Source organism: Jeotgalibaca caeni (assembly GCF_028863945.1).
Taxonomy (GTDB): Bacteria; Bacillota; Bacilli; order Lactobacillales; family Aerococcaceae; genus Jeotgalibaca; species Jeotgalibaca caeni.
This window is the reverse complement of the sequence record NZ_JARBEA010000004.1, coordinates 22,189-44,808: the sequence shown is the minus strand read 5'-3', so window position 1 is coordinate 44,808 and position 22,620 is coordinate 22,189. Positions and strand designations below refer to the sequence as shown.

General features: G+C 41.4%; 27 protein-coding genes and 1 tRNA gene. 1 reads left to right on the top strand and 27 read right to left on the bottom strand.

Annotated features, from left to right (window positions below; all coding sequences use genetic code 11):
* Positions 1-3: 3 nt before the first annotated feature.
* From fabZ to PVE40_RS01390, 11 genes are all read right to left on the bottom strand, one after another.
* On the bottom strand, positions 4-435 hold the full coding sequence (fabZ, locus tag PVE40_RS01440; RefSeq protein WP_274730084.1) for a 3-hydroxyacyl-ACP dehydratase FabZ: 432 nt from the start codon (positions 433-435) through the stop codon (positions 4-6).
* Between the two features lie 14 nt (positions 436-449).
* Entirely contained in the window at positions 450-914 is a 465-nt protein-coding gene (accB, locus tag PVE40_RS01435) for an acetyl-CoA carboxylase biotin carboxyl carrier protein (protein ID WP_274730083.1), read from the bottom strand.
* Complete coding sequence (gene fabF / locus PVE40_RS01430; RefSeq protein WP_274730082.1) at positions 911-2,152, bottom strand: beta-ketoacyl-ACP synthase II; 1,242 nt, start codon at positions 2,150-2,152, stop codon at positions 911-913. The genes accB and fabF overlap by 4 nt, the downstream gene beginning before the upstream one ends.
* Positions 2,153-2,163: 11 nt before the next feature.
* Positions 2,164-2,895: a 3-oxoacyl-[acyl-carrier-protein] reductase gene (fabG, locus tag PVE40_RS01425; protein ID WP_274730081.1), complete on the bottom strand. Its 732-nt coding sequence runs from the start codon at positions 2,893-2,895 to the stop codon at positions 2,164-2,166.
* Positions 2,896-2,904: 9 nt separating this feature from the next.
* The gene (fabD, locus tag PVE40_RS01420) at positions 2,905-3,831 is read right to left on the bottom strand and encodes an ACP S-malonyltransferase (RefSeq protein ID WP_274730080.1); all 927 of its coding nucleotides are present in this window, start codon (positions 3,829-3,831) and stop codon (positions 2,905-2,907) included.
* Positions 3,832-3,846: 15 nt separating this feature from the next.
* Positions 3,847-4,806 (bottom strand): enoyl-[acyl-carrier-protein] reductase FabK, encoded by a 960-nt coding sequence (gene fabK / locus PVE40_RS01415; RefSeq protein WP_274730079.1) that lies wholly within the window; start codon positions 4,804-4,806, stop codon positions 3,847-3,849.
* Positions 4,807-4,834: 28 nt separating this feature from the next.
* Entirely contained in the window at positions 4,835-5,059 is a 225-nt protein-coding gene (locus PVE40_RS01410; protein ID WP_274730078.1) for an acyl carrier protein, read from the bottom strand.
* Positions 5,060-5,090: 31 nt separating this feature from the next.
* A complete protein-coding gene (locus PVE40_RS01405) occupies positions 5,091-6,065 on the bottom strand; it encodes a beta-ketoacyl-ACP synthase III (protein WP_274730077.1) in 975 nt (324 codons plus the stop codon).
* A gap of 4 nt (positions 6,066-6,069) precedes the next feature.
* Positions 6,070-6,531: a MarR family winged helix-turn-helix transcriptional regulator gene (locus PVE40_RS01400; RefSeq protein ID WP_274730076.1), complete on the bottom strand. Its 462-nt coding sequence runs from the start codon at positions 6,529-6,531 to the stop codon at positions 6,070-6,072.
* Between the two features lie 209 nt (positions 6,532-6,740).
* Positions 6,741-7,094, bottom strand: a complete 354-nt coding sequence (locus tag PVE40_RS01395; protein WP_274730075.1) for a DUF2187 domain-containing protein — start codon at positions 7,092-7,094, stop codon at positions 6,741-6,743.
* 160 nt (positions 7,095-7,254) lie between these two features.
* Positions 7,255-8,070, bottom strand: coding sequence for a manganese catalase (locus tag PVE40_RS01390; protein WP_274730074.1), 816 nt, complete (start codon positions 8,068-8,070; stop codon positions 7,255-7,257).
* Between the two features lie 175 nt (positions 8,071-8,245).
* Here PVE40_RS01390 and PVE40_RS01385 point away from each other — a divergent pair.
* A tRNA-Arg gene (locus tag PVE40_RS01385) sits at positions 8,246-8,319 on the top strand.
* A gap of 167 nt (positions 8,320-8,486) precedes the next feature.
* Here PVE40_RS01385 and pcp read toward each other — a convergent pair.
* From pcp to efp, 16 genes are all read right to left on the bottom strand, one after another.
* Complete coding sequence (gene pcp / locus PVE40_RS01380; RefSeq protein ID WP_274730073.1) at positions 8,487-9,134, bottom strand: pyroglutamyl-peptidase I; 648 nt, start codon at positions 9,132-9,134, stop codon at positions 8,487-8,489.
* Between the two features lie 58 nt (positions 9,135-9,192).
* Complete coding sequence (locus PVE40_RS01375) at positions 9,193-10,134, bottom strand: DUF979 domain-containing protein (RefSeq protein WP_274730072.1); 942 nt, start codon at positions 10,132-10,134, stop codon at positions 9,193-9,195.
* Positions 10,134-10,817: a DUF969 domain-containing protein gene (locus tag PVE40_RS01370; RefSeq protein WP_274730071.1), complete on the bottom strand. Its 684-nt coding sequence runs from the start codon at positions 10,815-10,817 to the stop codon at positions 10,134-10,136. The genes PVE40_RS01375 and PVE40_RS01370 overlap by 1 nt, the downstream gene beginning before the upstream one ends.
* Positions 10,818-10,949: 132 nt before the next feature.
* Positions 10,950-12,191 carry a methionine gamma-lyase family protein gene (locus PVE40_RS01365; RefSeq protein ID WP_274730070.1) on the bottom strand — a complete coding sequence of 414 codons (1,242 nt, stop codon included), beginning with the start codon at positions 12,189-12,191 and terminating at the stop codon, positions 10,950-10,952.
* Entirely contained in the window at positions 12,172-13,434 is a 1,263-nt protein-coding gene (hflX, locus tag PVE40_RS01360) for a GTPase HflX (protein WP_274730069.1), read from the bottom strand. Before hflX ends, PVE40_RS01365 begins: the two co-directional genes overlap by 20 nt.
* A 13-nt stretch (positions 13,435-13,447) precedes the next feature.
* Positions 13,448-14,386, bottom strand: a complete 939-nt coding sequence (miaA, locus tag PVE40_RS01355; RefSeq protein WP_274730068.1) for a tRNA (adenosine(37)-N6)-dimethylallyltransferase MiaA — start codon at positions 14,384-14,386, stop codon at positions 13,448-13,450.
* Entirely contained in the window at positions 14,376-15,104 is a 729-nt protein-coding gene (locus PVE40_RS01350) for a glycerophosphodiester phosphodiesterase (protein ID WP_338033462.1), read from the bottom strand. Before PVE40_RS01350 ends, miaA begins: the two co-directional genes overlap by 11 nt.
* A gap of 25 nt (positions 15,105-15,129) precedes the next feature.
* Positions 15,130-16,818, bottom strand: a complete 1,689-nt coding sequence (gene recN, locus PVE40_RS01345) for a DNA repair protein RecN (protein ID WP_274730067.1) — start codon at positions 16,816-16,818, stop codon at positions 15,130-15,132.
* A gap of 34 nt (positions 16,819-16,852) precedes the next feature.
* On the bottom strand, positions 16,853-17,689 hold the full coding sequence (locus PVE40_RS01340) for a TlyA family RNA methyltransferase (RefSeq protein WP_274730066.1): 837 nt from the start codon (positions 17,687-17,689) through the stop codon (positions 16,853-16,855).
* Positions 17,690-17,692: 3 nt separating this feature from the next.
* Positions 17,693-18,607 carry a polyprenyl synthetase family protein gene (locus PVE40_RS01335; RefSeq protein WP_274730065.1) on the bottom strand — a complete coding sequence of 305 codons (915 nt, stop codon included), beginning with the start codon at positions 18,605-18,607 and terminating at the stop codon, positions 17,693-17,695.
* 13 nt (positions 18,608-18,620) lie between these two features.
* Positions 18,621-18,854 (bottom strand): exodeoxyribonuclease VII small subunit, encoded by a 234-nt coding sequence (locus tag PVE40_RS01330; protein WP_274730064.1) that lies wholly within the window; start codon positions 18,852-18,854, stop codon positions 18,621-18,623.
* A complete protein-coding gene (gene xseA, locus PVE40_RS01325) occupies positions 18,832-20,187 on the bottom strand; it encodes an exodeoxyribonuclease VII large subunit (RefSeq protein WP_274730063.1) in 1,356 nt (451 codons plus the stop codon). The genes PVE40_RS01330 and xseA overlap by 23 nt, the downstream gene beginning before the upstream one ends.
* Before the next feature lie 9 nt (positions 20,188-20,196).
* Positions 20,197-21,042: a bifunctional methylenetetrahydrofolate dehydrogenase/methenyltetrahydrofolate cyclohydrolase FolD gene (gene folD / locus PVE40_RS01320; protein ID WP_274730062.1), complete on the bottom strand. Its 846-nt coding sequence runs from the start codon at positions 21,040-21,042 to the stop codon at positions 20,197-20,199.
* Between the two features lie 118 nt (positions 21,043-21,160).
* The gene (gene nusB, locus PVE40_RS01315) at positions 21,161-21,601 is read right to left on the bottom strand and encodes a transcription antitermination factor NusB (protein ID WP_274730061.1); all 441 of its coding nucleotides are present in this window, start codon (positions 21,599-21,601) and stop codon (positions 21,161-21,163) included.
* Entirely contained in the window at positions 21,598-22,020 is a 423-nt protein-coding gene (locus tag PVE40_RS01310; protein ID WP_274730060.1) for an Asp23/Gls24 family envelope stress response protein, read from the bottom strand. The genes nusB and PVE40_RS01310 overlap by 4 nt, the downstream gene beginning before the upstream one ends.
* Before the next feature lie 28 nt (positions 22,021-22,048).
* The gene (gene efp / locus PVE40_RS01305) at positions 22,049-22,606 is read right to left on the bottom strand and encodes an elongation factor P (protein ID WP_274730059.1); all 558 of its coding nucleotides are present in this window, start codon (positions 22,604-22,606) and stop codon (positions 22,049-22,051) included.
* Positions 22,607-22,620 lie beyond the last annotated feature (14 nt).

The following is a 22,620-nucleotide window of genomic DNA, read 5'->3' as shown; positions in this document are numbered from 1 at the left end:
CGTTTATCTCCCAATAATGAAGGTCATTTCGGCCTCAGCTACTTTTTTATCTCCAACAAATGCTTGTCCATATCCAATTCCAGCAAATTTCTTCAATTTAACGATATCCACTTGCAGACGCAAAACATCTCCTGGAACAACTTTTTGGCGGAACTTGATTTTGTTCAATCCGCCTAGGTAGGCAGTTTGTCCCTTAAAGTCATCCAACTTCAATAAAGGAATCGAACCTGCTTGTGCCAACGCTTCTACAATCAACACGCCAGGCATAACTGGCTCTCCAGGGAAGTGTCCTTGGAAGAATGGTTCATTGATGGTTACGTTTTTATAGCATACTACTTTTTCTCCTGGAATCAATTCTTCTACTTTATCAATGAAAAAGATTGGGTAACGATTTGGAATTAACTCCATTACTTCTTGTGCGCTTAATAAACTCATCGATTTGTCTCCTTTTATAAAATCCGGAATAACGGTTGGTTGTATTCAACTACTTGTTCATTTTCAACAAGAATTTCTACTACTTGGCCGCTGTGTTCAGATTTGATTTCATTCATAATTTTCATTGCTTCTACTAGACAAAGAACTTGTCCTTCTGAAATTTGATCGCCTTCTGAAACATAGGTAGGAGAATCAGGATTCGGCTTGAGATAAACAACTCCAACAATTGGAGAAGTAATTACCTTTCCTTCCAATACAGGAGCCTGTTCTGCCTCTGCCGGTGCAGGTGCTGCAGTCGGAACGGGAGCAGGAGAAGATCCTTGTTCTGCTACTCTTTCAACGGTATGTCCTGATCCTGCAAAAGAAGGAACATCATTTTTCGATAAGCGCAAACGCACATCGTTATTTTGATATTCAAACTCTGTCAGAGATGACTGATCAATCAAGGAAATAAGTTCTTTCATTTGTTCGAATTTCACTCATTTTCCTCCCATTTTTTGAAGCATAGAACTGCATTATGACCACCAAAACCTAGTGAATTATTTAATGCATAGGTAATTTCTTTTGGTCTTCCAGTATTTGCTACATAATCTAAGTCACATTGTTCATCCGGAACACGTAACCCAAGAGTTGGTGGCAAGAATCCTTCTTGAATCGCTTTAACACAAGCTACGGATTCAATTCCACCTGCCGCTCCTAATAAATGTCCGGTCATACTCTTCGTGCTTGAAATCGCAACTTTTTCTGCTGCTTCTCCAAGTGCATATTTAATCGCTTTGGTTTCTGATGAATCATTTGCCGGTGTACTTGTACCATGCGCATTGATGTAATCGACTTGATCAGGGGTAATTCCTGCATCTGCTAACGCCATTTGCATCGCTTTACCCGCGCCGCTTCCATCTTCTGTTGGTGCTGTCATATGGTAGGCATCTGAATTACTTCCATATCCTACAACTTCTGCCAGAGTGTTTGCACCACGAGCTTTTGCATGTTCCAAACTTTCCAACATCAGAACGCCAGCTCCTTCTCCCATGACAAACCCATTTCTTTCTTTGTCAAAAGGAATGGATGCGCGGTCTGGATCTTCACTTTCAGAAAGAGCGGTTAGGGCTGCGAAGCCAGCAATTCCGATTTCACAAATCGTTCCTTCAGCTCCACCCGCTAGAATAACGTCTGAGTAGCCATGCTTAATATTCCGATAAGCTTCCCCAATGGAGTTCGTTGCGGATGCGCAAGCGGTAACGATATCTAAACTAATCCCTTTTGCTCCAACTTTAATGGATGTGTTTCCAGCTGCCATGTTTCCAATGGTCATCGGTACGAACAATGGTGGAACACGTTTTGGTCCTTTATTGTGCATCTTAATAATGCCGGATTCCATTTCATTTAGTCCGCCGATTCCAGAACCGATCATGACACCAAAACGGGTAGCATCAATTTTGTCTACTTCCAATCCGCTATCTGCGACTGCTTGAACAGATGCTGCCACTGCATATTGGGAATAAAGATCCATCCGTTTATATTCTTTCCGGTCCATAAATTGACTTGGATCGAAGTCTTTCACTTCAGCTGCTACGGTGATGCCTGTTTCAGACGCATCAAACTTCGTAATTGGGGCGAACCCATGTTGGCCGTTTTTAATTCCATTCCAGAAATCAGTAACGTTATTGCCTAGTGGAGTAACTGCACCCATTCCGGTAATGACTACACGATTCATCTTTTTCCTCCTTACATGTACATGCCACCATTCACACGAATGCTATGGCCAGTAATATAGTTTGCTTTACTTAAAAAGACTGCTGCTTCTGCAACGTCTGTTGCTTTTCCAAATTTCTTCAAAGGAATTTGTTCCATCATTGCTTTTTGAACTTTCTCTGATAGCGCATCTGTCATATCTGTTTCAATAAATCCAGGAGTGATCGCATTACAGGTTACTCCTCTTGGCGCCGCTTCTCTGGCAACTGATTTGGTTAACCCAATCACGCCTGCTTTGCTGGCTGCATAGTTGGCTTGTCCGACATTACCAGACTCCCCCACTACACTTGAAATATTAATAATAGAACCATTGCGTTGTTTTAACATGATTGGTAAAGCATGACGAATCATGTTAAACGGTCCTTTTAGATTGACTTCATAGGTTGCATCAAAATCTGCTTCGTCCATTCGCATGATCAGTTTATCTCTATTCATGCCTGCATTATTTACCAAGACATCAATCGAACCAAAACGTTCTTTGGTTTTTGACACCATTTCTTTCGCCGCTTCGAAGTCGCTGACATCCCCTAAAAGGACTTCTACTTCAACACCATATGCAGTTAAAGCCTGAATGGCCTCTTCCGCAATCGGTTTACGAGCATTCAATACGATGTTGGCACCTTGCTTGGCAAACTCTGTTGCAATGGCTTCACCGATTCCTCTAGAACTTCCTGTTACAAGGACGGTTTTCCCTTTTAATTCCATTTGATCTCCTCATCTCTTTAGTGATTCGATTGTCTTCTCCAAGGATTGTTGATCTTCCACATTCAAAACGGTAACCGTCTTATCAATTTTCTTGATGAATTTACTTAACGTTTTCCCTGGTCCGACTTCCACAAAAGTGTCTACACCCATTTCAATCATAAACCGGACACTGTCTTCCCACTTTACAGCAGATTCAACTTGTCGTTCCAGTAGATGAGGTATTTCACTCTGAATCATAACTTTTGCTTCAGTATTTCCAATTACTGGAATATTTGGCTCTTCGAAGTGAATGGTTGAAAGGTCTACTTTTAACCGCATCGCTGCTGGATGAAGCAATGCCGTATGGAACGGTCCACTGACTTGAAGAGGAATCATGCGACGTACGCCTTTTTCTTCTAAAAGTTGAACGGCTCGGTCAACCCCTTCAGCTTCTCCGCCAATGACGATTTGAGTCGGCATATTGTAGTTTGCCGGAGCGACATACGCCACCTTCGATGCTTCTTCACATACTTCTTCAATGATGGAGCGTTCCGCATTCATGACGGCAACCATTTTCCCTGTTCCAGGAGGTGCTGCCTCACTCATATACTTCCCACGTTTTGAAACCAACTTCAAAGCCTCTGTAAAAGAAAAAGCATTGGCTTTCACCAGTGCTGTATATTCTCCAAGGCTCAATCCGGCAACAACTGCTGGTTGAATCCCTTCTTGTTCAAGAAGACGATCAATCGCATAGCTGACGGTTAGAATAGCTGGTTGTGTATATTCAGTTAGATGTAAGGTTTCATTCTCATGAAAACAAAGTTCCTTCATATCATAGCCAAGCAGTGCCGTTGCTTCGTCGAAGACGGAGCGTACGATGGAATGAGCGTCATAAAGTTCCCTACCCATTCCGGCATACTGGGCTCCTTGACCACTGTATACAAATGCCAGTGACATCTTTTCACCTCTTTTTTAATCTGCCCACACAGAAGCTACATTCGCAATTGTATGCTTGCAGACGGTCATGTAATCATGAATGATTTCTTGACATGTTTCTTCTTTTTTGATGAGACCGGCAATTTGACCAGCCATCATTGAACCATAGTCCTTATCGCCTTCCACTACTGCTTTGCGCAAAGCTCCTTGGCCTATTTTCTCCAAGCGTCCTAAATCCGGAACAGGTTTACTTGTTTCTTCTTTTTCCGCTTGTAAGTATTCACGGGTCAATTTATTGCGCAAAACACGTACGGGATGGCCAGTGATTTGACCAGTAATGACTGTATCAATATCTTTGGCTTTGATAATGGATTGTTTGAAGTTTTGATGAGCATTGGATTCTTTTGCAACTACAAATCGAGTTCCTACTTGAACGCCGACTGCACCTAGCATAAATGCTGCTGCCATTCCACGTCCGTCACCAATTCCACCAGCTGCAATGACAGGGATCGATACGGCATCTACAATTTGTGGCACTAAAGCCATCGTAGTTGCCTTCCCAATATGACCGCCTGCTTCCATACCTTCTACAATAATCGCGTCAGCGCCTTCTTTTTCCATACGTCTCGCCAACGCCACAGAAGCAACTACTGGAATTACGGTAATTCCAGCAGCTTTAAACTTCTCCATGTATCTTCCTGGACTCCCAGCACCGGTTGTCACCACTTTGATTCCTGAAGCGCAAACTTCATCCACAACTGCGTCTACATGCATATTCAACAACATGATGTTAACGCCAAAGGGCCGATCCGTTTTTGCCTTCATATCTCTAATTTTATGCTTTACGACTTCTACGGGATCATGACCAGTTCCGATCAATCCCAGCCCACCTGCATTGGATACAGCACTCGCTAAATCAGCGTCTGCCACCCATGCCATGGCTCCTTGAATGATTGGGTAGTCGATCCCCAACATTTCACATAAAACAGATTTCATACAAGAGCCCACTTTCTTCTTTTAGAAATTATACTAATTGAGAATCTACGTATTTTACCAAGTCTTCAACCGTGTTGATTCCTTCGTCTGTTTCAACTTTTACGTCAAATTCATCTTCGATATCGTTGATGATTTGGAATAGATCCAAGCTGTCTGCATCTAAGTCTTCACGGAAGTTCGTTGTTAATTGTACTTCTTCTTCGTCCTTGTCCAATTGGTCCACAATAATTGCTTTAATTTTTTCGAATGTCATGATAAATCCTCCATTATTTTGTTTGTATTTTTTATATGTTCATCATAATTGAGCCCCAGGTTAGGCCTCCACCGAATCCTGTTAGAAGAATGGTTTCTCCTGAACCGATTTGGATGGTTCCTTCTTGAATCATTTGATCCAAGAGTATCGGTACGCTTGCCGCGGATGTATTACCCGTTTGTGCAATATTCGTAGCGAATTTTTCTAGGGGTATTTTTACTTTCTTGCTGAGTACTTCTAATAGACGACGATTCGCTTGATGGGCAATTACCCACGAAACATCCTCTTTCTTGCATGCGGCTTTCTCGAGCACTTGATGAATCGTTTCAGGTACGTTGCGACTGACAAAATCGAAAATGCCGCGCCCGTCCATGCTGAGATATTGATTGCCTTTTGGTGCATCGCTTTGAAAAGGATGCAGAACTGCTTTTTCGTCAGCAGTCAATGACATGTAGCGAGTTCCATCGGAGTGTAGATCTTCTGCAAGAAAGTAATTCTGTGCAGATTGCTCCAACAATACGCCTCCCGCACCGTCACCGAACAACACAGCTGTTGAACGATCTTGCCAATTAATAATTTTAGACATTGTTTCTGCACCGAGAACCAGCCCTTTTTGATAACTGCCACTCTGCATTACATGCATGGCAGTCGATAAGGCAAAAATGAAACCAGAACAAGCTGCATTCATGTCGAAACAAAATGCTTTTGTTGCGCCAATTTTTTCTTGAACCTTACAAGCTGTCGAAGGACTTTGTGCATCTGGGGTCATTGTCGCAACAAGAATGAAATCAAGTTCAGTTGCATCCATGTTCCTGCTAGCTAAAATTCGTTTAGCGGCCTCAGCTGCTAGATCCGATGTGTTTTCATTGATAGCAATATGCCGTTGCGAAATACCTGTCCGCTTTTGAATCCATTCATCACTCGTGTCCATAAACACTGTTAAATCGTCATTGGTTACAACATGGGGTGGCAAATAGTGTCCTGTTGCTGTAATTTTTACTCCCATTGTCTCAATCCCGTTTATCTATATTTTCGACTAGTTCAAATAAGAAACTGTGGAGATTACTCAAACCTCGCAGCAGTACATCTACTTCTTCGTCATCCATACCAGTAATTGTTCTTTTAACCATTTCTCGATGGAATTTTTCATGAAGGCGATAGACTAGCTTTCCTTTATGCGTTAAGCCAAGTTTGATGACGCGACGATCGTTTTCCATACGTTGTCGAACAACGTATCCTTTTTTAACTAAGGAATTAATCGCAACAGACAAGGTTCCTGCGGTAATTGCTAGTTTTTTTGCTACTTCAGACGAAGTATGGTCTCCGTATAAGCCGATTGCTTCAATGGTATGCATTTCACTTACGCTTAAATCAGAGAAATTGCTTCCTCGCAAAGCATCTTCTTCAATGTCTAAGACTTCTCTAAAAATGGCTACAAGATAAGAATTAATTTCCTCTATGGAATGACTCAAAAAAGTACCCCTCCTTTGTCGTATCTGCTAACACTTTGAAATACAAATAGTTTGGTCGTCAAACCATTTGACTACCAAACTATATAAAAAATTCTTCTTTCTGTCAACAATCTCCCTCAAAAAAAATCGTTTTAATAATTTCTTAATAATGAAACCGGTTTATTTAAGCAACAAAAAAGAAGCAAAGGATTTACCCCTGCTTCTGGTCTTTAATTCTCTTGTTCATCTTCTGGACCCATGAATTCAATGATGTCCTTAAAATTAACAATCGTTTTGTCTTCGCAAATATCTTTCATTACATTTGAAGAATAATCCCAGTTTATTTCAACTACGGCACTATTCGTCAGCAACTTCGTAATGGAACCAACCATTTCATGCTCTCTAAAAGTAAATCGAATCCGGTCTCCTAATTCTGGGCGAATGGATTCCTTAATGGTACCTACCACTTCTAACGCTTCTTCATAACTTACGCCCAATAAATTCGCGATTCGCGAATTACTCGTACCTTTTCGTAATTGTCCTTCAATCATCGTTTGGGTTTCTTTGTTAATCTTTTTTGTCATTAGATGTCTCCTCACTTTTCAGACATGAACGGGCATCTGTTCGTTATACTTATTATAACATACTTTTAACTTGAAAGAGCTTTCCAACACCAAAGGATAAAAAAATAAGAGCCGAGGATTGAATCTCCCGCCTCTTTCTTCATTCAATTTCAATAAAAATTTATTTTGTTGCATCTTTTGTTGCATGCATATTTGGAGGTCCAGGATTAAGAATTGGTTTTTCAGCGAATGCAACTGGTTTGTCTCCATATTCAAATGGTTCTCCATCTGGAGCAATTCCTTCAACGACTGATTTGCTGTCGTCGCCCTCAGAGAAGTTATAATGAATATGATTTACATCCGTAACTTCAAATTCACCCATATTAGCTGGAACAACAAATCCGTTCTTCTCTTCTAAATCTTTCGCTATCTTCGCCCAAATATTTTGGTGATACGTATCGCGAGCTAATAGGAACGCCAACATATCTTTAACGCCCTTGTCGTCTGTCATGTGATACAAGCGAGAAACTTGTAAACGACCTTGAGATTCAGCAGTTAAGTTTAAGCGAACGTCTGCTAATAAGTTTCCGCTAGCTGTGATATATGCTCCACTCCATGGAACACCATTTGAATCTCTTGGTGTTGCTCCTAATCCAGCAACAATCGCATGCTGCGGATCCATACCGCCCATAACAGCTGCGATAGCAGGATCACTCTCGTATGCAGCTTCTTTATGATTAACTGGAGCATCATCTAAGAGACGAGCAATCATCGTTGCAATCATTTCTACGTGTCCGATTTCCTCTGTACCAATATCTAGCACTAAATCTTTGTAACGTTGATCACCACGAGCATTCCATCCTTGGAATAAATACATATTCATGACGGACATCTCGCCCCATTGACCTCCAAGGATTTCTTGTAACTTTCTGGCCATTACTGGATCTGGTCTGTCTGGCTTCGACTGAAATTGTAATTCCTTTTTGTGAATGAACATTTTCAAATCTTCCTTTCTCCATATAATATTTAGTTACAATGTCATTATACAAAAAACCGTTTTCGCAATGCAAAAACGACGCTCTGTAAATTATTTTTATTTTTTTCAGAAGAAAGGTTGACACACAGGCGATAATTTCATATAATCAGAGATGTTCTGTTAAAGAACTTTACTTGTCTCAGTAGCTCAGCAGGATAGAGCATTCGCCTTCTAAGCGAACGGTCGGGGGTTCGAATCCCTCCTGAGACGTTACTTTAACCGCGATACATCAAGGTTTCAAATACTTTTGGTGCAAATATTAAACCATCCTCTTTCTGAGGGTGGTTTTTTGTGTCTTTGGAGTATATAGTTCTTTTCTTTTTTACCTATTAAAAATTAAAAAAGAAGCAAGGACTGCTGTCCCCGCTCCTTTTCCATTAGTGGATAGCTCCGCCTATGCTCTTCACGTCTTCTTTATCATGGTATTCCACCATAGCTTCTATTGCCGCAGATAAGCCTTTTGCGATATCTTCAAGACTCATTGAAGGTTGGCCTGGTTTTGATACTACTTGCTCAGGAATAAACGGTACGTGGATAAACCCAGCACGCACACTCGGCATTTCTTTCTCGGTCAGATACAAAGCTTGATACATAATGTGGTTGCAGACAAATGTACCGGCACTGTTCGAAACTTCAGCAGGTACACCCGCTTCTTTCATTTTTTGTACCATTGCTTTAATTGGAAGGGTAGCAAAATAAGCCGGTGCTCCGTCTTCTTGAATAGGAACATCAATAGGTTGGTTCCCTTCATTGTCTTCAATACGTGCATCGTCTTGGTTAATCGCCACTCGTTCCGGCGTTAGAGCGTAGCGCCCACCCGCTTGACCCACACATAAAATCATGTCTGGTTTCAATTCGATTGCTTTCTCGCGTAAGGTTTGTGCTGACTTATGGAAAACAGTCGGAATTTCTAATTTAGTAATCTCTGCTCCTGCAATTTGATCGTCTAATTTTTTTACTGCTTCTAAAGCAGGATTAATTTTCTCTCCGCCAAAGGGATCGAATGCTGCTACTAAAATTTTCATGGTATCCTCTCCTTTATTTCTGTTCAATAATTGTAACACGAAATTCTAATCCCTTATATTAAAAAGCCCATACATACATCAATACAATGTGAACCACAATCAAAAGAAGTGCCATTGGCGTTTGAGCTTTAATCACACCATTTGGATTTTTCATCTCTAGCAGTGCAGCTGGCAATGCATTGAAGTTTGCAGCCATCGGTGTCATCAATGTTCCGCAGAAACCAGCCGTCATTGCTAAAGCTCCAGCAACTACCGGATCAGCGCCTTGCGCCATTACAAATGGAATTCCGATTCCAGCGGTAATGACTGTAAAGGCTGCAAATGCGTTCCCCATAATCATCGTAAAAATAACCATCCCCAACACATAGGCAATGACCCCAATTAATGGGTTTCCTTTTGGTACAAAACCAGAGATTAGATCAGCGATTACTTCTCCTACTCCAGCCGTTGTAAATAAAACTCCTAGAGCAGCTAACAGTTGCGGTAGAATTCCCGTTGTCCCGACTTGTTGTACCATTCGATCTGATTCATCAATCATTAATTTTGGACCAGCACCAAATAACACCATTGCTACAATTAATGACAGTACTGCAGCTGTTCCGATTCCGACTTGTCCTCCAAATGGAGTAAGCTGAGCAATCAATACAGCTGTTAATGCCAACAGGATAGCGGGTACAAAAATTTTATTACGAAAACGTTTGGCATGGATTTCTTGTTCCTGCTCCGTGTTTACTTCCACATGTCCAAGTTTCACCTGTTTTAAGAGTGTACTTACACCGATTCCCATTAATAAAATACCGCTGAATACCGGCGGCAAGATGTTTCCACCCGCAAACAAGATTCCTAACAGCGTCCAGAATAAGGCAGTACCAAGACGAGCTGGATGATTTTTTTGTCGCAAGACTCGGTAAGCTGTATAAAATAATTGGAACCCAATCAAGATGAAGAAAAATTCAAGCAATAGAGGCACTACTGTCTCTGTAATATAAGTAGCATCCATTATTTTTTAGCCCCTTTCTTGTACTTACGACTTAACTTGCGGTCGGTCCATTGATTCTGGACTGCAGCAAAGAACAAAGCAATCAGGGCGATCGGAATCGATGCTTGTGCAACTGAAACTGGAGAGACATCATAACCAAGCGATTCCATTGTTCCTGCAATCAACAATACTCCTGAACTTGCAATAAAAGTATTTTGTGCGAAGAAGTTCCCGTAATTTTCAGAAGCTGCAGCTTGAGCTTTCAATAATTCTTTGTCCTCTTCATCCACCTCATCATACTTCAGCTTTGCGGCTGCTTGAACCATTGGATCGACAATCGGACGTACGAATTGAGTTTGTCCTTGAACCCGAATGGAGAAGAAGGCTGCTAATTCACGAATAAACTGATAGAGAGTCAACATTCTTCCAGATGTTAATCCTTTTAGATTTTTAATTAGGTTGGTAGCTTGAACTTTTAGCCCAAAATGCTCGGATAAACCAATCATCGGCAAGGTCAAGAAGAACAACGTCACCAATCGATTATCAATAAATGCTTGCCCCAATATTTCCAATACTTCCACAAAAGAAATCCCCGAAACTAAACCTGTAACTACTGCTGCAATCAATACAACTGCAATCGTATCTAACTTTAATAAAAATCCAACCACAATAATGGCGATTCCGATTAATTTAATCCATTCCACTTTATCCAACTCCTTCATTCACTTTCTTCTTTTAATAAAATGATTATGCTCCCGTTTTGGTCAGGAAGCAAATAATACCCCAAGGAAGGCTCGGTGTTTATACCAGTCATCCTTGGGGTTCTACGAAAATCACTACATAAAAGTTTCTTCTACTGCTGCTGTTACGGCCAACTGAACGTGTTCGTATGTAAGCCCACCTTGAATATATAATAAATATGGCGGACGAATTGGGCCATCTGCCGAGAGTTCAATGCTCGCTCCTTGAATAAACGTCCCGGCTGCCATAATGACATCATCATCATATCCCGGCATAGGTGCAGGAATTGGCAAGACACTGGAATCAATGGGGGAATATTTTTGTATCGTTTGAGCAAATGCAATCATCTCGTCTTTTGAAGGGAGAGCAACCATTTGAATCAAGTCCGTACGTGGGTCATCCCAACGAGGAGTAGATTCAACCTGGAAGTGTTCCAATAAGGCTGCTGTGTAGACTGCCCCTTTCACTGCTTCACCTACTACGTGAGGAGCCAAAAATAAGCCCTGGTACATCTCTAACAAGCTGTACAGGGTGGCTCCCGCTTCACGTCCAATTCCCGGCGTAGTGAGTCGGTAGGCACATTTTTCAATCAACTCTTCTGATCCTACAATATAGCCGCCCATTTTTACGATTCCGCCGCCTGGATTCTTGATCAGCGAACCAGCAATCAAGTCAGCACCCACTTCAAGCGGCTCCCTTGTTTCAACAAATTCCCCGTAACAATTATCGACAAAGAATATCGCATTTGGCACAAGCGGCTTAATGGTTGCAATCATCTCTTCTATATCGCTAATCGTAAATGACGGACGGTTTGCATATCCTCTCGAACGTTGAATACCAATCACTTTTGTTCGTTCTGATAAGTTGGCTTTTACTTCATCGAAATCAACGCGACCATCTTCTAACAAGTCAACGTGATGATAACCAATTTGGAATTCTTTTAATGATCCAATTCCGTTTCCGGTAACTCCAACAATATCAAGCAAAGTATCGTACGGCTGGCCCGTAATATACAATAGGTCATCACCAGGGCGTAAGACTCCTAAAAGGGCCGTCGCAATCGCATGCGTGCCTGAGATAATCTGAGGACGTACTAAAGCCGCTTCTCCTTGAAATACTTCTGCGTACAGCTCTTCCAAGGTATCTCGTCCGCTATCACCATATCCATATCCCGTACTTGGTGTGAAGTGAAAATCACTCACGTTACATTTACGGAAACCATCCAGAACCTTTTTTTGATTAAAACGAACTTTTTTTTGAATTTCTTTTAGGACTGGCTGGATTTGTTCTTCTACTTTTTCAACAATTTGTTCCATGTTATTCGTTGTTTGACTCATTCTCTTTAAATACTCCTAACCATTTCGAATTACTCTTTACAAACCCTTTTACTAGATAGCAACCTTCTTCCTCCAAGAATGTCAGTGTTTCTACGAAGGTTTCCCGTTGCAATTGGCTGAGAAGATTTCCATTTTGGGCATCTACGCGCCATTCAAAAGGTAAAAGAATTTTTTTAATTTCTTCCCACATAAACGCAATCAGCTGATCCACGTCATTTGAATCCAGTGCAGAAACCACAATGTGTGGATGCAAACGAGGGTGGAAAGACGGATGCATCTGATCTTTTTTATTATAGATTGTTAGAACCGGTGTCTCTACCATCTCTAAGTCCTTAATTAAATCGATGACGGTGTTTTCTTGTTCAACGTAGAATTCTTGCGAACAATCGACTACGTGCAAGAACAGATCCATCCCTCTACTCTCCTCTAGCGTCGAATGGAACGCATGAATGAGCTGGGTAGGAAGATTCTGCACAAATCCAACGGTATCGGTCAAAGTTGCTTGAAATTGATTAGGGAAGTTCATCTTCCGAGTTAAAGGATCTAATGTAGCAAAAAGCAAGTTTTCTTCAAACGTTTCTGCATCTGTCAAACGATTCAAGAGTGTAGACTTCCCTGCATTCGTATATCCGATTAACCCAATTTGGAAGATACCGCTCGCTCCACGCTTCTCACGAGAACGTTGACGGTGTAATTCCAATTCAGCCAAACTCTTCTTAATTTCTGTAATTTGGCGGTTAATGTGACGACGATCTGTTTCCAATTTTGTTTCCCCTGGACCTCTTGTACCAATTCCGGCTCCAAGCCGTGACATATTAATCCCTTGACCGGTCAAACGTGGCAACAGATAATTCAGTTGAGCAAGAGAAACCTGCAACTTCCCTTCTTTACTCGTCGCCCGCATTGCAAAGATATCAAGAATCAATTGAATGCGGTCGATAATTTTACAATCAATTACTTCTTGAATATTACGCATATGACGTGGTGACAATTCTTGAGCAAAAATAATCGTCTGCGGTTGTAATTCCTCTACTAAATGCCCGAGTTCCTCTAATTTCCCTTTTCCAATAATGGTCCGGGAATCGTGGTCAGACTTTTTCTGAGTTAATGTGGCAATTACTTTTCCTTTAGCAGTATCCACTAAGCGCTCTAGTTCTTCTAACTCGTATGTAAAGAGATCATCCGATTGATTCGTTTGCACGCTTACAAGGATTACTTTTTCTTGTTCTGTACTTGTTTCCATGATGCCACCACCTTTACTTTGTTTGGTCTTTCTCGAAAAAGGAATCGACTACTTTTTCAACGTTTGCTAAATAATCTATTTCTTTACTATCAAACCAATGGACATCTTTCATTCGGTTACGGAACCAAGTGAGTTGGCGTTTGGCGTAACGTCTTGAATTCTGTTTGATTTGTTCGATGACTTCTTCACGTGACTGATTTCCCTCGAAATAGGGAATCCATTCTTTGTAACCAATTCCTTTGATAGCTTGGCTCTCTAATCCCTTTGGTTCCTCATAAAGCATACGCGCTTCTTCAATGAGTCCTGCTTCCACCATGTGGTCTACCCGCTGATTGATACGGTCATAGAGCAAGGTTCGGTCACTGTCCAAGGCAATTAGTAACGAGTCATACTTCTGTTCATCCCTAATGACTTCTTGTTCAGAAAATTTGGTACCACTGACGTGAATAGCTTCTAGAGCTCGAATCACACGCCTAGAATTGTTAGGATGGATATTTGCAGCAGCCTTTGAATCAATTGCAGCAAGCTTTTCCCATAGCTCCTTTGATCCAGTAGCTACCAACTCGGCTTCTAATTGTTGTCGGTAGGCAACATCTTCTCCTGTATTACCAAATTGCATATTCTCTAACAGTCCTTGAATATACAATCCTGATCCGCCTACCAGAATCGGAAGTTTATTCCGCTTCTGAATACCCTCTATTACTTGTTCTGCGGCCACCTTAAAGTCACTGGCTGTAAAGGGCTCTGTCATATCGACAATGTCGATTAAATGGTGAGGTACACCATTCATCTCTTCCTCCGTGACTTTAGCAGTCCCAATGTCTAGTTTTCGATAAACTTGAAGTGAATCGCCGTTTATCACTTCACCATTGTACTTCTTTGCTAGCTGGATCCCTAAGGCAGTTTTTCCAACTGCCGTTGGGCCCATAATGACTAGTACTTTATTTTTCACGTTGCAACAACTTCCTAACTTTCAATGCTTTTTCGGGAAAGTCGGTAATGATTGTATCTACCTTATTTACAAAACAATATGCCATGTGTAAGCGGCGGTTCACAGTCCATACGCGAATGGGGATTGTTACGGACTTCGTTGAAAGGAGATAGGGTAACAGCGTATGGCGAGGATGCCACGCTTTCACTACCCTTCCACTTGGCAATTTCGTCAAATTTTTACCCTTTTCACTAAAAAGAAGAGCAAATTCTGCGCGTCGGTCCAGTTTCGTCAAGCGTTCCATTGTTTCGTAATTAAAACTGGAATAAATAGTCGTAAAGCGTGGTTGGTAGGAACGAACCAAATCGAGAACGATTCTTTCAATTCCTAAATAAGGAATTTGATCTGTCTTCAGCTCGATATTCAACATTCCCTCAAAGTCATGTTCGATCAGAACCTCCATCACTTCTTCCAAGGTAGGGATTTTCTCCCCTGAGAAACGGGTATGGAACCAACTGCCAGCGTCGTATTGTTGCAACTCTGCTACAGTCAAGTCTTTGACATAACCCTTCCCATTTGTTGTCCGGTTAATCGATTCGTCGTGAATCACCACGGGAATGCCATCTTTTGAAAGGTGGACATCCAGTTCAATTCCATCACTTCCTACCCGCAGAGCTTCCTTAAAAGCAGCAATAGTGTTTTCTGGAGCAGTTCCTTTACTGCCACGATGGGCTACTATTTTTGTAATCAGAAAATCAAATCCTTTACTTTGCTTTTTCAGCTAAATCCAACAATTCATGGGCATGCGCCAAGGATAATTCCGTGATATCTGTACCTGCTAGCATCCGGGCGATTTCATTGATTCGTTTGTGATCTGTAATTTTGTCCACGTGTGTTGTGGTACGATCGTTGACGACTTCTTTCTCGATATAGAAATGATGGTCCGCCATAGCAGCAACTTGCGGAAGATGACTGATGCAGAGCACTTGCGAATGACTGGATACTGCATGGATTTTATTGGCAATCGCTTGAGCTACGCGCCCACTTACCCCCGTGTCTACTTCATCGAATATAATACTGGTAATTCCTTGGTTTTGAGTAAAGATTGTTTTCAATGCCAGCATCATCCGTGACAATTCACCGCCACTGGCTACTCGAGCAAGCGGTTTAAACGGTTCACCAACATTCGTAGAAATATAAAACTCGAGTGAATCCAGTCCATCCGGATGAATTTGCACTTCATTTTCTGAATGAAAGAACACTTGGAACCGCGCTTTTTCCATATATAATTCCCGCAACTGCTGATGGATTTCTTGTTCTAACTTTTGTGCTGTTTCTTTTCGTTGCGCAGTAAGAGACTTTCCGATTCGGATTAAGGTGTCTCTTTCCTTCTGATAAGCCTTTGTAAGGTTTTCTAAATAGCTCTCTTTATTGGAAATCCGATCAAGTTCATGCGTAATTTTCTCATAGTAAGCTTTTATCTCTACAATGGAACTGCCATATTTACGCTTCAGCTGTTTGATCATTTCCAAACGCAACTCGATTTCATTTAGCCGACTCTCATCATAACTCAAGTCGTCAATCTCATCACGAACCGAAGAGGCACTATCTTGTAACTGATAATATGCTTCCGATACACTTGTGTAAAAGGCTGCATAATGTGCATTGAACCCTTGAATTTTATCGAGTGACTCCATCGCAACCCCAATTTGATCCAATGCATTTCCTTCTTCACCCTGTAAATATTGGTATGCGGTGGTCAATCCTTGTAAAATGCGTTGATAGTTTACAAGTAAATTACGTTCCTCTGTCAATTCATCTTCTTCGTTATCATCATCCAGATTGGCTTGCTCGATTTCATTGATTTGAAAATTTAATAAATCAATCCGCTGAATATTTTGTTGTTCATCTGATTGCAGTTCATTTCGTTCTCTTCGAACCTGCAAGTAACGCTGATAATGTTCTCGATATTCATCAAGCAGTGATGTCAACTGCTCATCTGCAAAACGATCCAATAACGTTAGATGTTTCAATGGATCCATCAGCTCTTGATGTTCATTTTGACCATGAATATCAATTAAGTGACTGGCAATCTCACGAAGTACGGACACGGTAACAATATTGCCATTCACTCGCGCTACATTTTTCCCATTTCGTGATAACTCTCTTTGCAGAATCATTTGTCCATCTTCTGCTTCGATTCCATATTCTTCTAGCAGGTCAAGCAGCCGTTTGGAAGAAGGCATGGTAAAAAGGCCTTGTAAGGTCGTTTTGTTTTCACCGTGACGAATTAAGTCACTTGAGCCTCTTCCGCCGGCTAGCAAACCAACCGCATCAATAATAATGGATTTACCAGCTCCTGTTTCCCCAGTCAAGACTGTCATTCCGTCTTCAAAGCTGATTTGAAGTTGATCAATAATGGCGAAGTTTTTAATGGAAATTTCTTGAAGCATAGTCTTGTCTCCTTTATTCAACTAGGTGCCCATTTTAGGAAAGATGGATGGCTTTATTTTTAAGATGAGCATGTGCTTCTTGTATTACAGCATGAATGGATACAGATGGATTCATTTCTCCCAACTCTTTCTGAGTCGAATGCAAATGAACTAAAAATTCAATATTTCCTGTACCGCCTGTAATGGGTGAGAAGTTAAGGGCCTTCACATCAAATCCAATACTGATAGCAAAGGTCAGCATCTCTTCTAATACTTCTGCATGTACTTTAGGATCGGATACGATTCCTTTTTTCCCAACTTTTGCCTTACCGGCTTCAAACTGTGGTTTGATCAATGCCACCGCTTCTCCGCCTTCTGCCAAAATCTCCTTTAATACAGGCCAGATTAATTTCAAGGAGATAAAAGATACATCCATACAGGCAAATTGAGGCTGCCCCATTGTAAAGTCTGTTGGTTTGCTGTAACGGAAGTTTACTTGCTCCATAACTACTACACGGTCATCACTCCGCAACTTCCAATCCAGTTGATTGGTTCCTACATCCAAAGCGTAGCATAATGCTGCTCCACTCTGTAAGGATACGTCTGTAAAGCCGCCAGTAGAAGAACCGATATCCAACACAACTTTCCCATCAAGTGAAATCTGGAATTCTTCTAAGGCCTTTTCCAGCTTCAAACCACCTCTACTGACATACTTCAAGGTTTCCCCTTTCACATGTAGTTGCGTTTCTAAAGGGATTTTCTCTCCCGGCTTGTCATAACGTTGGTTTTTTTCATCATATATTTGCCCGGCCATTACCATGCGCTTGGCTTTTTCACGGGAATCTGCTAATCCTTGTTGGACAACGAGTAAGTCAATTCTCTCTTTTTGCATGTGCTAAACTCCCGAATCAATTTTTACATATTCTAATAATTGGTGTAGAACGTCTAAGTATTCGACATTTACAACAGCGGCATCAGCGCCTAGACGAATTTTTTCAAGTTCGTTCTCTGCTGCTTGAATTTCTGTTTCTAAACGCTCTGCTGCACCCGATACTCCTAATAAAGAAGGATAGGTATTTTTACCCAGCACTTGATCGCGACCTGCTTCTTTTCCAGAGTCGTCTGTATCAAGCAACACATCTTTTAAGTCATTATGAATCTGATACGCCAACCCGAGATGCTTTCCGTAACTTCTCAAGGAAGTTGTCGCATTTACTGGAACATCTGCTAGTAGGCATCCTGCATATAATGCGTACTCAATGAGCTCACCAGTTTTCTTTTGGTGAATGGCAGCTAACTGTTCCAGTGATAGCTCTTTTTCTTCACCTTCTATATCATTCATCTGGCCTGCTACCATTCCATTTGGACCTGCCGCTTCTCCCAAAGCTTTAGCAAGCAAGACTCGTTTTTCATAAGAAATGGATTCTTGATTAAGAATCATCGTGAAAGCAGCAGTCAATAAAGCATCCCCTGCCAGGATTGCCACTGCTTCATTGAATTGTTTGTGAGTGGTTGGCTTGCCACGACGAAAGTCATCATCATCCATCGCAGGTAAATCATCATGGATCAAGGAGTAGGTGTGAATCCACTCTAAGGCCGCTGCAGCTGGAAAGGCGTCTTCTACATTTCCTTTTCCAAACAATGCGGTCGTCAAGAGAAGCATCGGACGGAATCGTTTTCCTCCTGTACTTACCGAATATTCCATAGCATTGCGTAGCGTTGGCGAGGCTGGTGCATAAATCTGCAACGCTTCTGTTAAATATCGTTCAAAAACATCCATAGGCAGCGTGGGTTCGTAGTTATTTGACATTCGAATCACCCTCCTATTCTTCCGTTTCGAAATCTTGTACAGATCCGTCAGGTGCAATCATCTTGGTTAAGGTTCGTTCTGCATTGTTGAGCGTATCTTGACAATACTTGCTCAACTGCATCCCTTGTTGGAATTGCTGTAAGGCATCCTCTAGAGGTACATCTCCAGACTCTAATTTTGTTACAATCGCTTCTAATTGCTTCATTGCATCTTCAAAACTCAAATCAGTTACGTTCATTTCTGCCATCGTTTTTCTCCTTCTTGGCTGTTATTTGTGCTTCTAATTGTCCATTTTCTAGATAAATACTTACTGCCTGCCCAACTTCTACTTCATCTGTTGAAGTTAGAATCGTGTCGTTAACCGTAACATAGGAGTAACCCCGAGCCATAATTTTAAGGGGACTCAATAAATCTAGAGATTCCATCATATGATGGAGGGATTGTTGCTGACTGTCTATATAGCGTTGCATACTTTGATGCAAATCTTCATCCAACTGGTGCCAATCTCGTTTTAAGACCTTTATTTGATTAATCGGATTTGTATTTTGCAGTCGTAAAGCAAGCTGATGTTGGCGATGATTTGCAGATTGAACGGTTTGCATCACATTATTCTGTAGTCGAGATGTATACTGATCCAAACGAACTAAATGTCCTTCATACAGCCTGTTCGGCTGACGGAAGACATAAGAGCGCATGAAACGATTCAACATTTCTTGACGTAACGCCAGCTTACTCCGCATGGTTTGATACAATCGTTGTTCTCGCATTTTAATTTCTTGTAATACTTCTGCTAAGACAGGCACAGAAAGTTCTGCAGCAGCCGTTGGTGTGGCTGCTCGTACATCAGCTGCTAAATCTGATAAGGTCGTATCCGTTTCATGGCCAACAGAGGAAATAATCGGAATATCCATATCAATGATTTGTCGTATGACCGCCTCTTCATTAAACGACCACAAATCTTCGATGGAACCACCGCCTCGACCAATAATAGCGAGGTCATAGTCGCCGGCTTTTTTTATCTTCTTCAGATTCTTGACGATACTTTCGGCTGATTCTTTTCCTTGAACAACGGTTGGATACAGCTCTAGTTGTACAATTGGATACCGACGTTTAATTGTCGTCATAATGTCTCGAATCACAGCTCCACTTGGGCTGGTGACAATAGCTATCTTCTTAGGATAACGAGGCAAGGGTTTTTTCGGTAAAGAAAACAGGCCTTCCTTCGTCAGCTTCTCCTTTAATTCTGTATAGGCTTGGAACAAAGCACCAATTCCATCTGGTTCCATATGTTCAATCACAATATTATAATTGCCGCCTGGTTCGTAGACACTAACGCGACCAATCAGCAGGATTTTCATTCCATCTTGTAGCTGGAATTTCAATCGATTGAATTCATGGCGGTACATCACAGCAGAGATAACAGCATGGTCATCTTTAATGCTGAAATACTGATGATTTGGCCTTCTCCGGTAGTTAGAAACCTCACCGGTCAAATAAACCCGTTCTAAGTAAGGATCAGCGTCGAATTTCCGTTTAATATATTTTGTAAGGGCACTGACGGTTAAATATTGCGTGCTCACTGACTCACCTCAATCTACTTCTACTTTTCGAATTGTTTGTTCTAATAACATGGTAATGGTCATTGGTCCTACCCCACCTGGAACAGGAGTGATGTAACTAGCAATTCCCATTGCTGATTCGGTATCGACATCCCCAATTAACTTGCCATTTTCATCTCGGTTCATTCCAACATCCACAACCACAGCTCCTGGCTTCAAGAAATCTCCGGTAATGAAATGGCCACGACCAATCGCAGCTACGACGATATCAGCTTGCTTCGTTAGTTCTTTTAAGTTTTTTGTTCTGGAGTGGGCAATCGTAATCGTCGCATGATCCTTCATCAACATGAGGGCCATCGGTTTACCGACAATATTGCTTCGACCAATCACTAATGCATTCTTTCCTTCTATTTCAATTTCATACTCTTTCAGCAAGGTCATAATTCCAAGCGGCGTGCAGGGCAGTGCTCCTTCATTTCCTAACAAAAAATTACCCATGTTCATCGGATGGAAGCCATCCACATCTTTTTCGTAGTCAATGGCTCGTAAAACTCGCTGCTCATTCATATGCCTTGGTAAAGGAAGTTGCACGAGAATCCCATGTACTGTTTTATCTTCATTTAATTGATAAACCACTTGAAGTAGTTCTTCTTCTGTAATGGATGCATCTAGACGGATCACTTCTGATTTGATTCCTACTTTTGTCGCTTGTCGTTCTTTATTCCGCACATAGGTTTGGCTTGCCGGGTCGTCACCGACCAAAACAACTGTTAGACCAGGAGTCAGCCCTTTCTCCTTCAACTGAGAAACTCGCGTTTCCATCACTGTTTGCATCTTTTTGGCTAGCTTTTTGCCTTCAAGTAATTGTGTTTCCATTTGCTCACCACATTCTCTGGATTTTCTATTATTCTACCATATTATAAGAATGAACTAAAATAGTGGGTATGGAAAGAAGAAAGAGGCGGGAGTTAGGTCTCTCCGCCTCTTCACTAGTCTATTCTTGAGTATTCATTAAGTTCGATAAAACACCATTAATGAATTTACGTGATTTCTCATCACAGTACTCTTTCGCTAGCTCAATCGCCTCATTAAGCGCGACTCTTTGTGGTACGTCTGTATTTTCAGCAAAACACATTTCGTAGACTGCTAGTTGTAAGATAATACTATCTGTTTTTGGCAACCGCTCAAGTGTCCAATTTTTCAGGTATGGACGAATGGTTTCATTGATCGCCTCTTGATTATCTAATACGCCATGTACCAGACTACTTAGATAAGGCTCATCCGGCAATTCACCTGGCTCTGCATCTTCCCATTCACTTAGAATAGCGGCATGAATTGCTTCGTCACGCTCTAACTCGTCGTTGAACTTCAATTGGAAAATAGCTTGCAAAGCTTTCTCTCTCACTTGATGTCGATTTAAGGGTGGAAAAGTCACTCTTGCTCCTCCAGTCCTTTGGCCAATCCTGCTTGATGCTTTTCGATTTCACGTGGGGTAACGAGACCGACTACATGAACGTTTACGATGTTGACTTCTAAATCACTCATAAATAGGATTTGTTCCTTTATTTTTTGTTGCATTTCAAGTGCTACTTTCGGAACAGAAACGCCGTATTTAATGTAGCAGTAAACATCTACAGACAAACCATGCTCGTCAATATTAAGATGTACCCCTTTATTGTGAGAAGAGCGTCCAAGCAACTCATTCACACCACTCTTGAATGTTCCACGCATCGCATAGACACCATCAACTTCATTCACAGCGATACCAGAAATAACTTCAAGCACTTCCGGAGCGATTTCAATATTTCCTAAAGCCGTATTTTTATCTTTCAATGGAATATTTGTTTCTTCCATATTCTCCACTCCTCTTCTAAAACGCTACTTACGCACGGGAAACATAAGAGCCATCGCCAGTGTTCACGATAAGCTGGTCTCCTGCGTTAACAAAGAATGGTACGTTTACCATTAATCCAGTTTCCATTTTTGCAGGTTTAGAACCACCAGAGGCAGTATCCCCTTTGATACCTGGTTCTGTTTCTTCAACAGTCAAAACTACCGTATTTGGCAAATCTACGCCAAGTGTTTCTGTATCATACATAATCAAATGAACTTCCATGTTTTCTTTCAGATAGTTCAATTCATCAGAAATTTGAGCAGTTGGCAATTCAACTTGCTCATAGTTATCCATATCCATGAAAACATGTGCGTCGCCAGAAGCGTACAAGTACTGCATCTTACGATTTGAAATATGTGCGCGGCCTACTTTTTCTCCTGCACGGAAGGTTTTCTCTTGAACAGCTCCTGTACGCAAGTTTTTTAATTTACTACGAACAAAAGCAGCACCTTTACCTGGTTTTACGTGTTGGAAGTCTACTACTTTCCATAGTCCGCCGTCCAATTCAATGGTAAGGCCCGTTTTAAAATCGTTTACTGAAATCATTATTATTCCTCCTG

Excerpts from the sequence above, each read along its gene's own strand:
- fabZ (WP_274730084.1), bottom strand. The coding sequence starts at position 435 with ATGAGTTTATTAAGCGCACAAGAAGTAATGGAGTTAATTCCAAATCGT.
- fabF (WP_274730082.1), bottom strand. The coding sequence starts at position 2,152 with ATGAATCGTGTAGTCATTACCGGAATGGGTGCAGTTACTCCACTAGGC.
- fabG (WP_274730081.1), bottom strand. The coding sequence starts at position 2,895 with ATGGAATTAAAAGGGAAAACCGTCCTTGTAACAGGAAGTTCTAGAGGA.
- fabD (WP_274730080.1), bottom strand. The coding sequence starts at position 3,831 with ATGTCACTGGCATTTGTATACAGTGGTCAAGGAGCCCAGTATGCCGGA.
- fabK (WP_274730079.1), bottom strand. The coding sequence starts at position 4,806 with ATGAAATCTGTTTTATGTGAAATGTTGGGGATCGACTACCCAATCATT.
- PVE40_RS01410 (WP_274730078.1), bottom strand. The coding sequence starts at position 5,059 with ATGACATTCGAAAAAATTAAAGCAATTATTGTGGACCAATTGGACAAG.
- PVE40_RS01405 (WP_274730077.1), bottom strand. The coding sequence starts at position 6,065 with ATGGGAGTAAAAATTACAGCAACAGGACACTATTTGCCACCCCATGTT.
- PVE40_RS01395 (WP_274730075.1), bottom strand. The coding sequence starts at position 7,094 with ATGACAAAAAAGATTAACAAAGAAACCCAAACGATGATTGAAGGACAA.
- PVE40_RS01390 (WP_274730074.1), bottom strand. The coding sequence starts at position 8,070 with ATGTTCATTCACAAAAAGGAATTACAATTTCAGTCGAAGCCAGACAGA.
- pcp (WP_274730073.1), bottom strand. The coding sequence starts at position 9,134 with ATGAAAATTTTAGTAGCAGCATTCGATCCCTTTGGCGGAGAGAAAATT.
- PVE40_RS01375 (WP_274730072.1), bottom strand. The coding sequence starts at position 10,134 with ATGGATGCTACTTATATTACAGAGACAGTAGTGCCTCTATTGCTTGAA.
- PVE40_RS01365 (WP_274730070.1), bottom strand. The coding sequence starts at position 12,191 with ATGAGTCAAACAACGAATAACATGGAACAAATTGTTGAAAAAGTAGAA.
- hflX (WP_274730069.1), bottom strand. The coding sequence starts at position 13,434 with ATGGAAACAAGTACAGAACAAGAAAAAGTAATCCTTGTAAGCGTGCAA.
- recN (WP_274730067.1), bottom strand. The coding sequence starts at position 16,818 with ATGCTTCAAGAAATTTCCATTAAAAACTTCGCCATTATTGATCAACTT.
- PVE40_RS01340 (WP_274730066.1), bottom strand. The coding sequence starts at position 17,689 with ATGCAAAAAGAGAGAATTGACTTACTCGTTGTCCAACAAGGATTAGCA.
- PVE40_RS01335 (WP_274730065.1), bottom strand. The coding sequence starts at position 18,607 with ATGTCAAATAACTACGAACCCACGCTGCCTATGGATGTTTTTGAACGA.
- PVE40_RS01330 (WP_274730064.1), bottom strand. The coding sequence starts at position 18,854 with ATGGCAGAAATGAACGTAACTGATTTGAGTTTTGAAGATGCAATGAAG.
- folD (WP_274730062.1), bottom strand. The coding sequence starts at position 21,042 with ATGGAAACACAATTACTTGAAGGCAAAAAGCTAGCCAAAAAGATGCAA.
- PVE40_RS01310 (WP_274730060.1), bottom strand. The coding sequence starts at position 22,020 with ATGGAAGAAACAAATATTCCATTGAAAGATAAAAATACGGCTTTAGGA.
- efp (WP_274730059.1), bottom strand. The coding sequence starts at position 22,606 with ATGATTTCAGTAAACGATTTTAAAACGGGCCTTACCATTGAATTGGAC.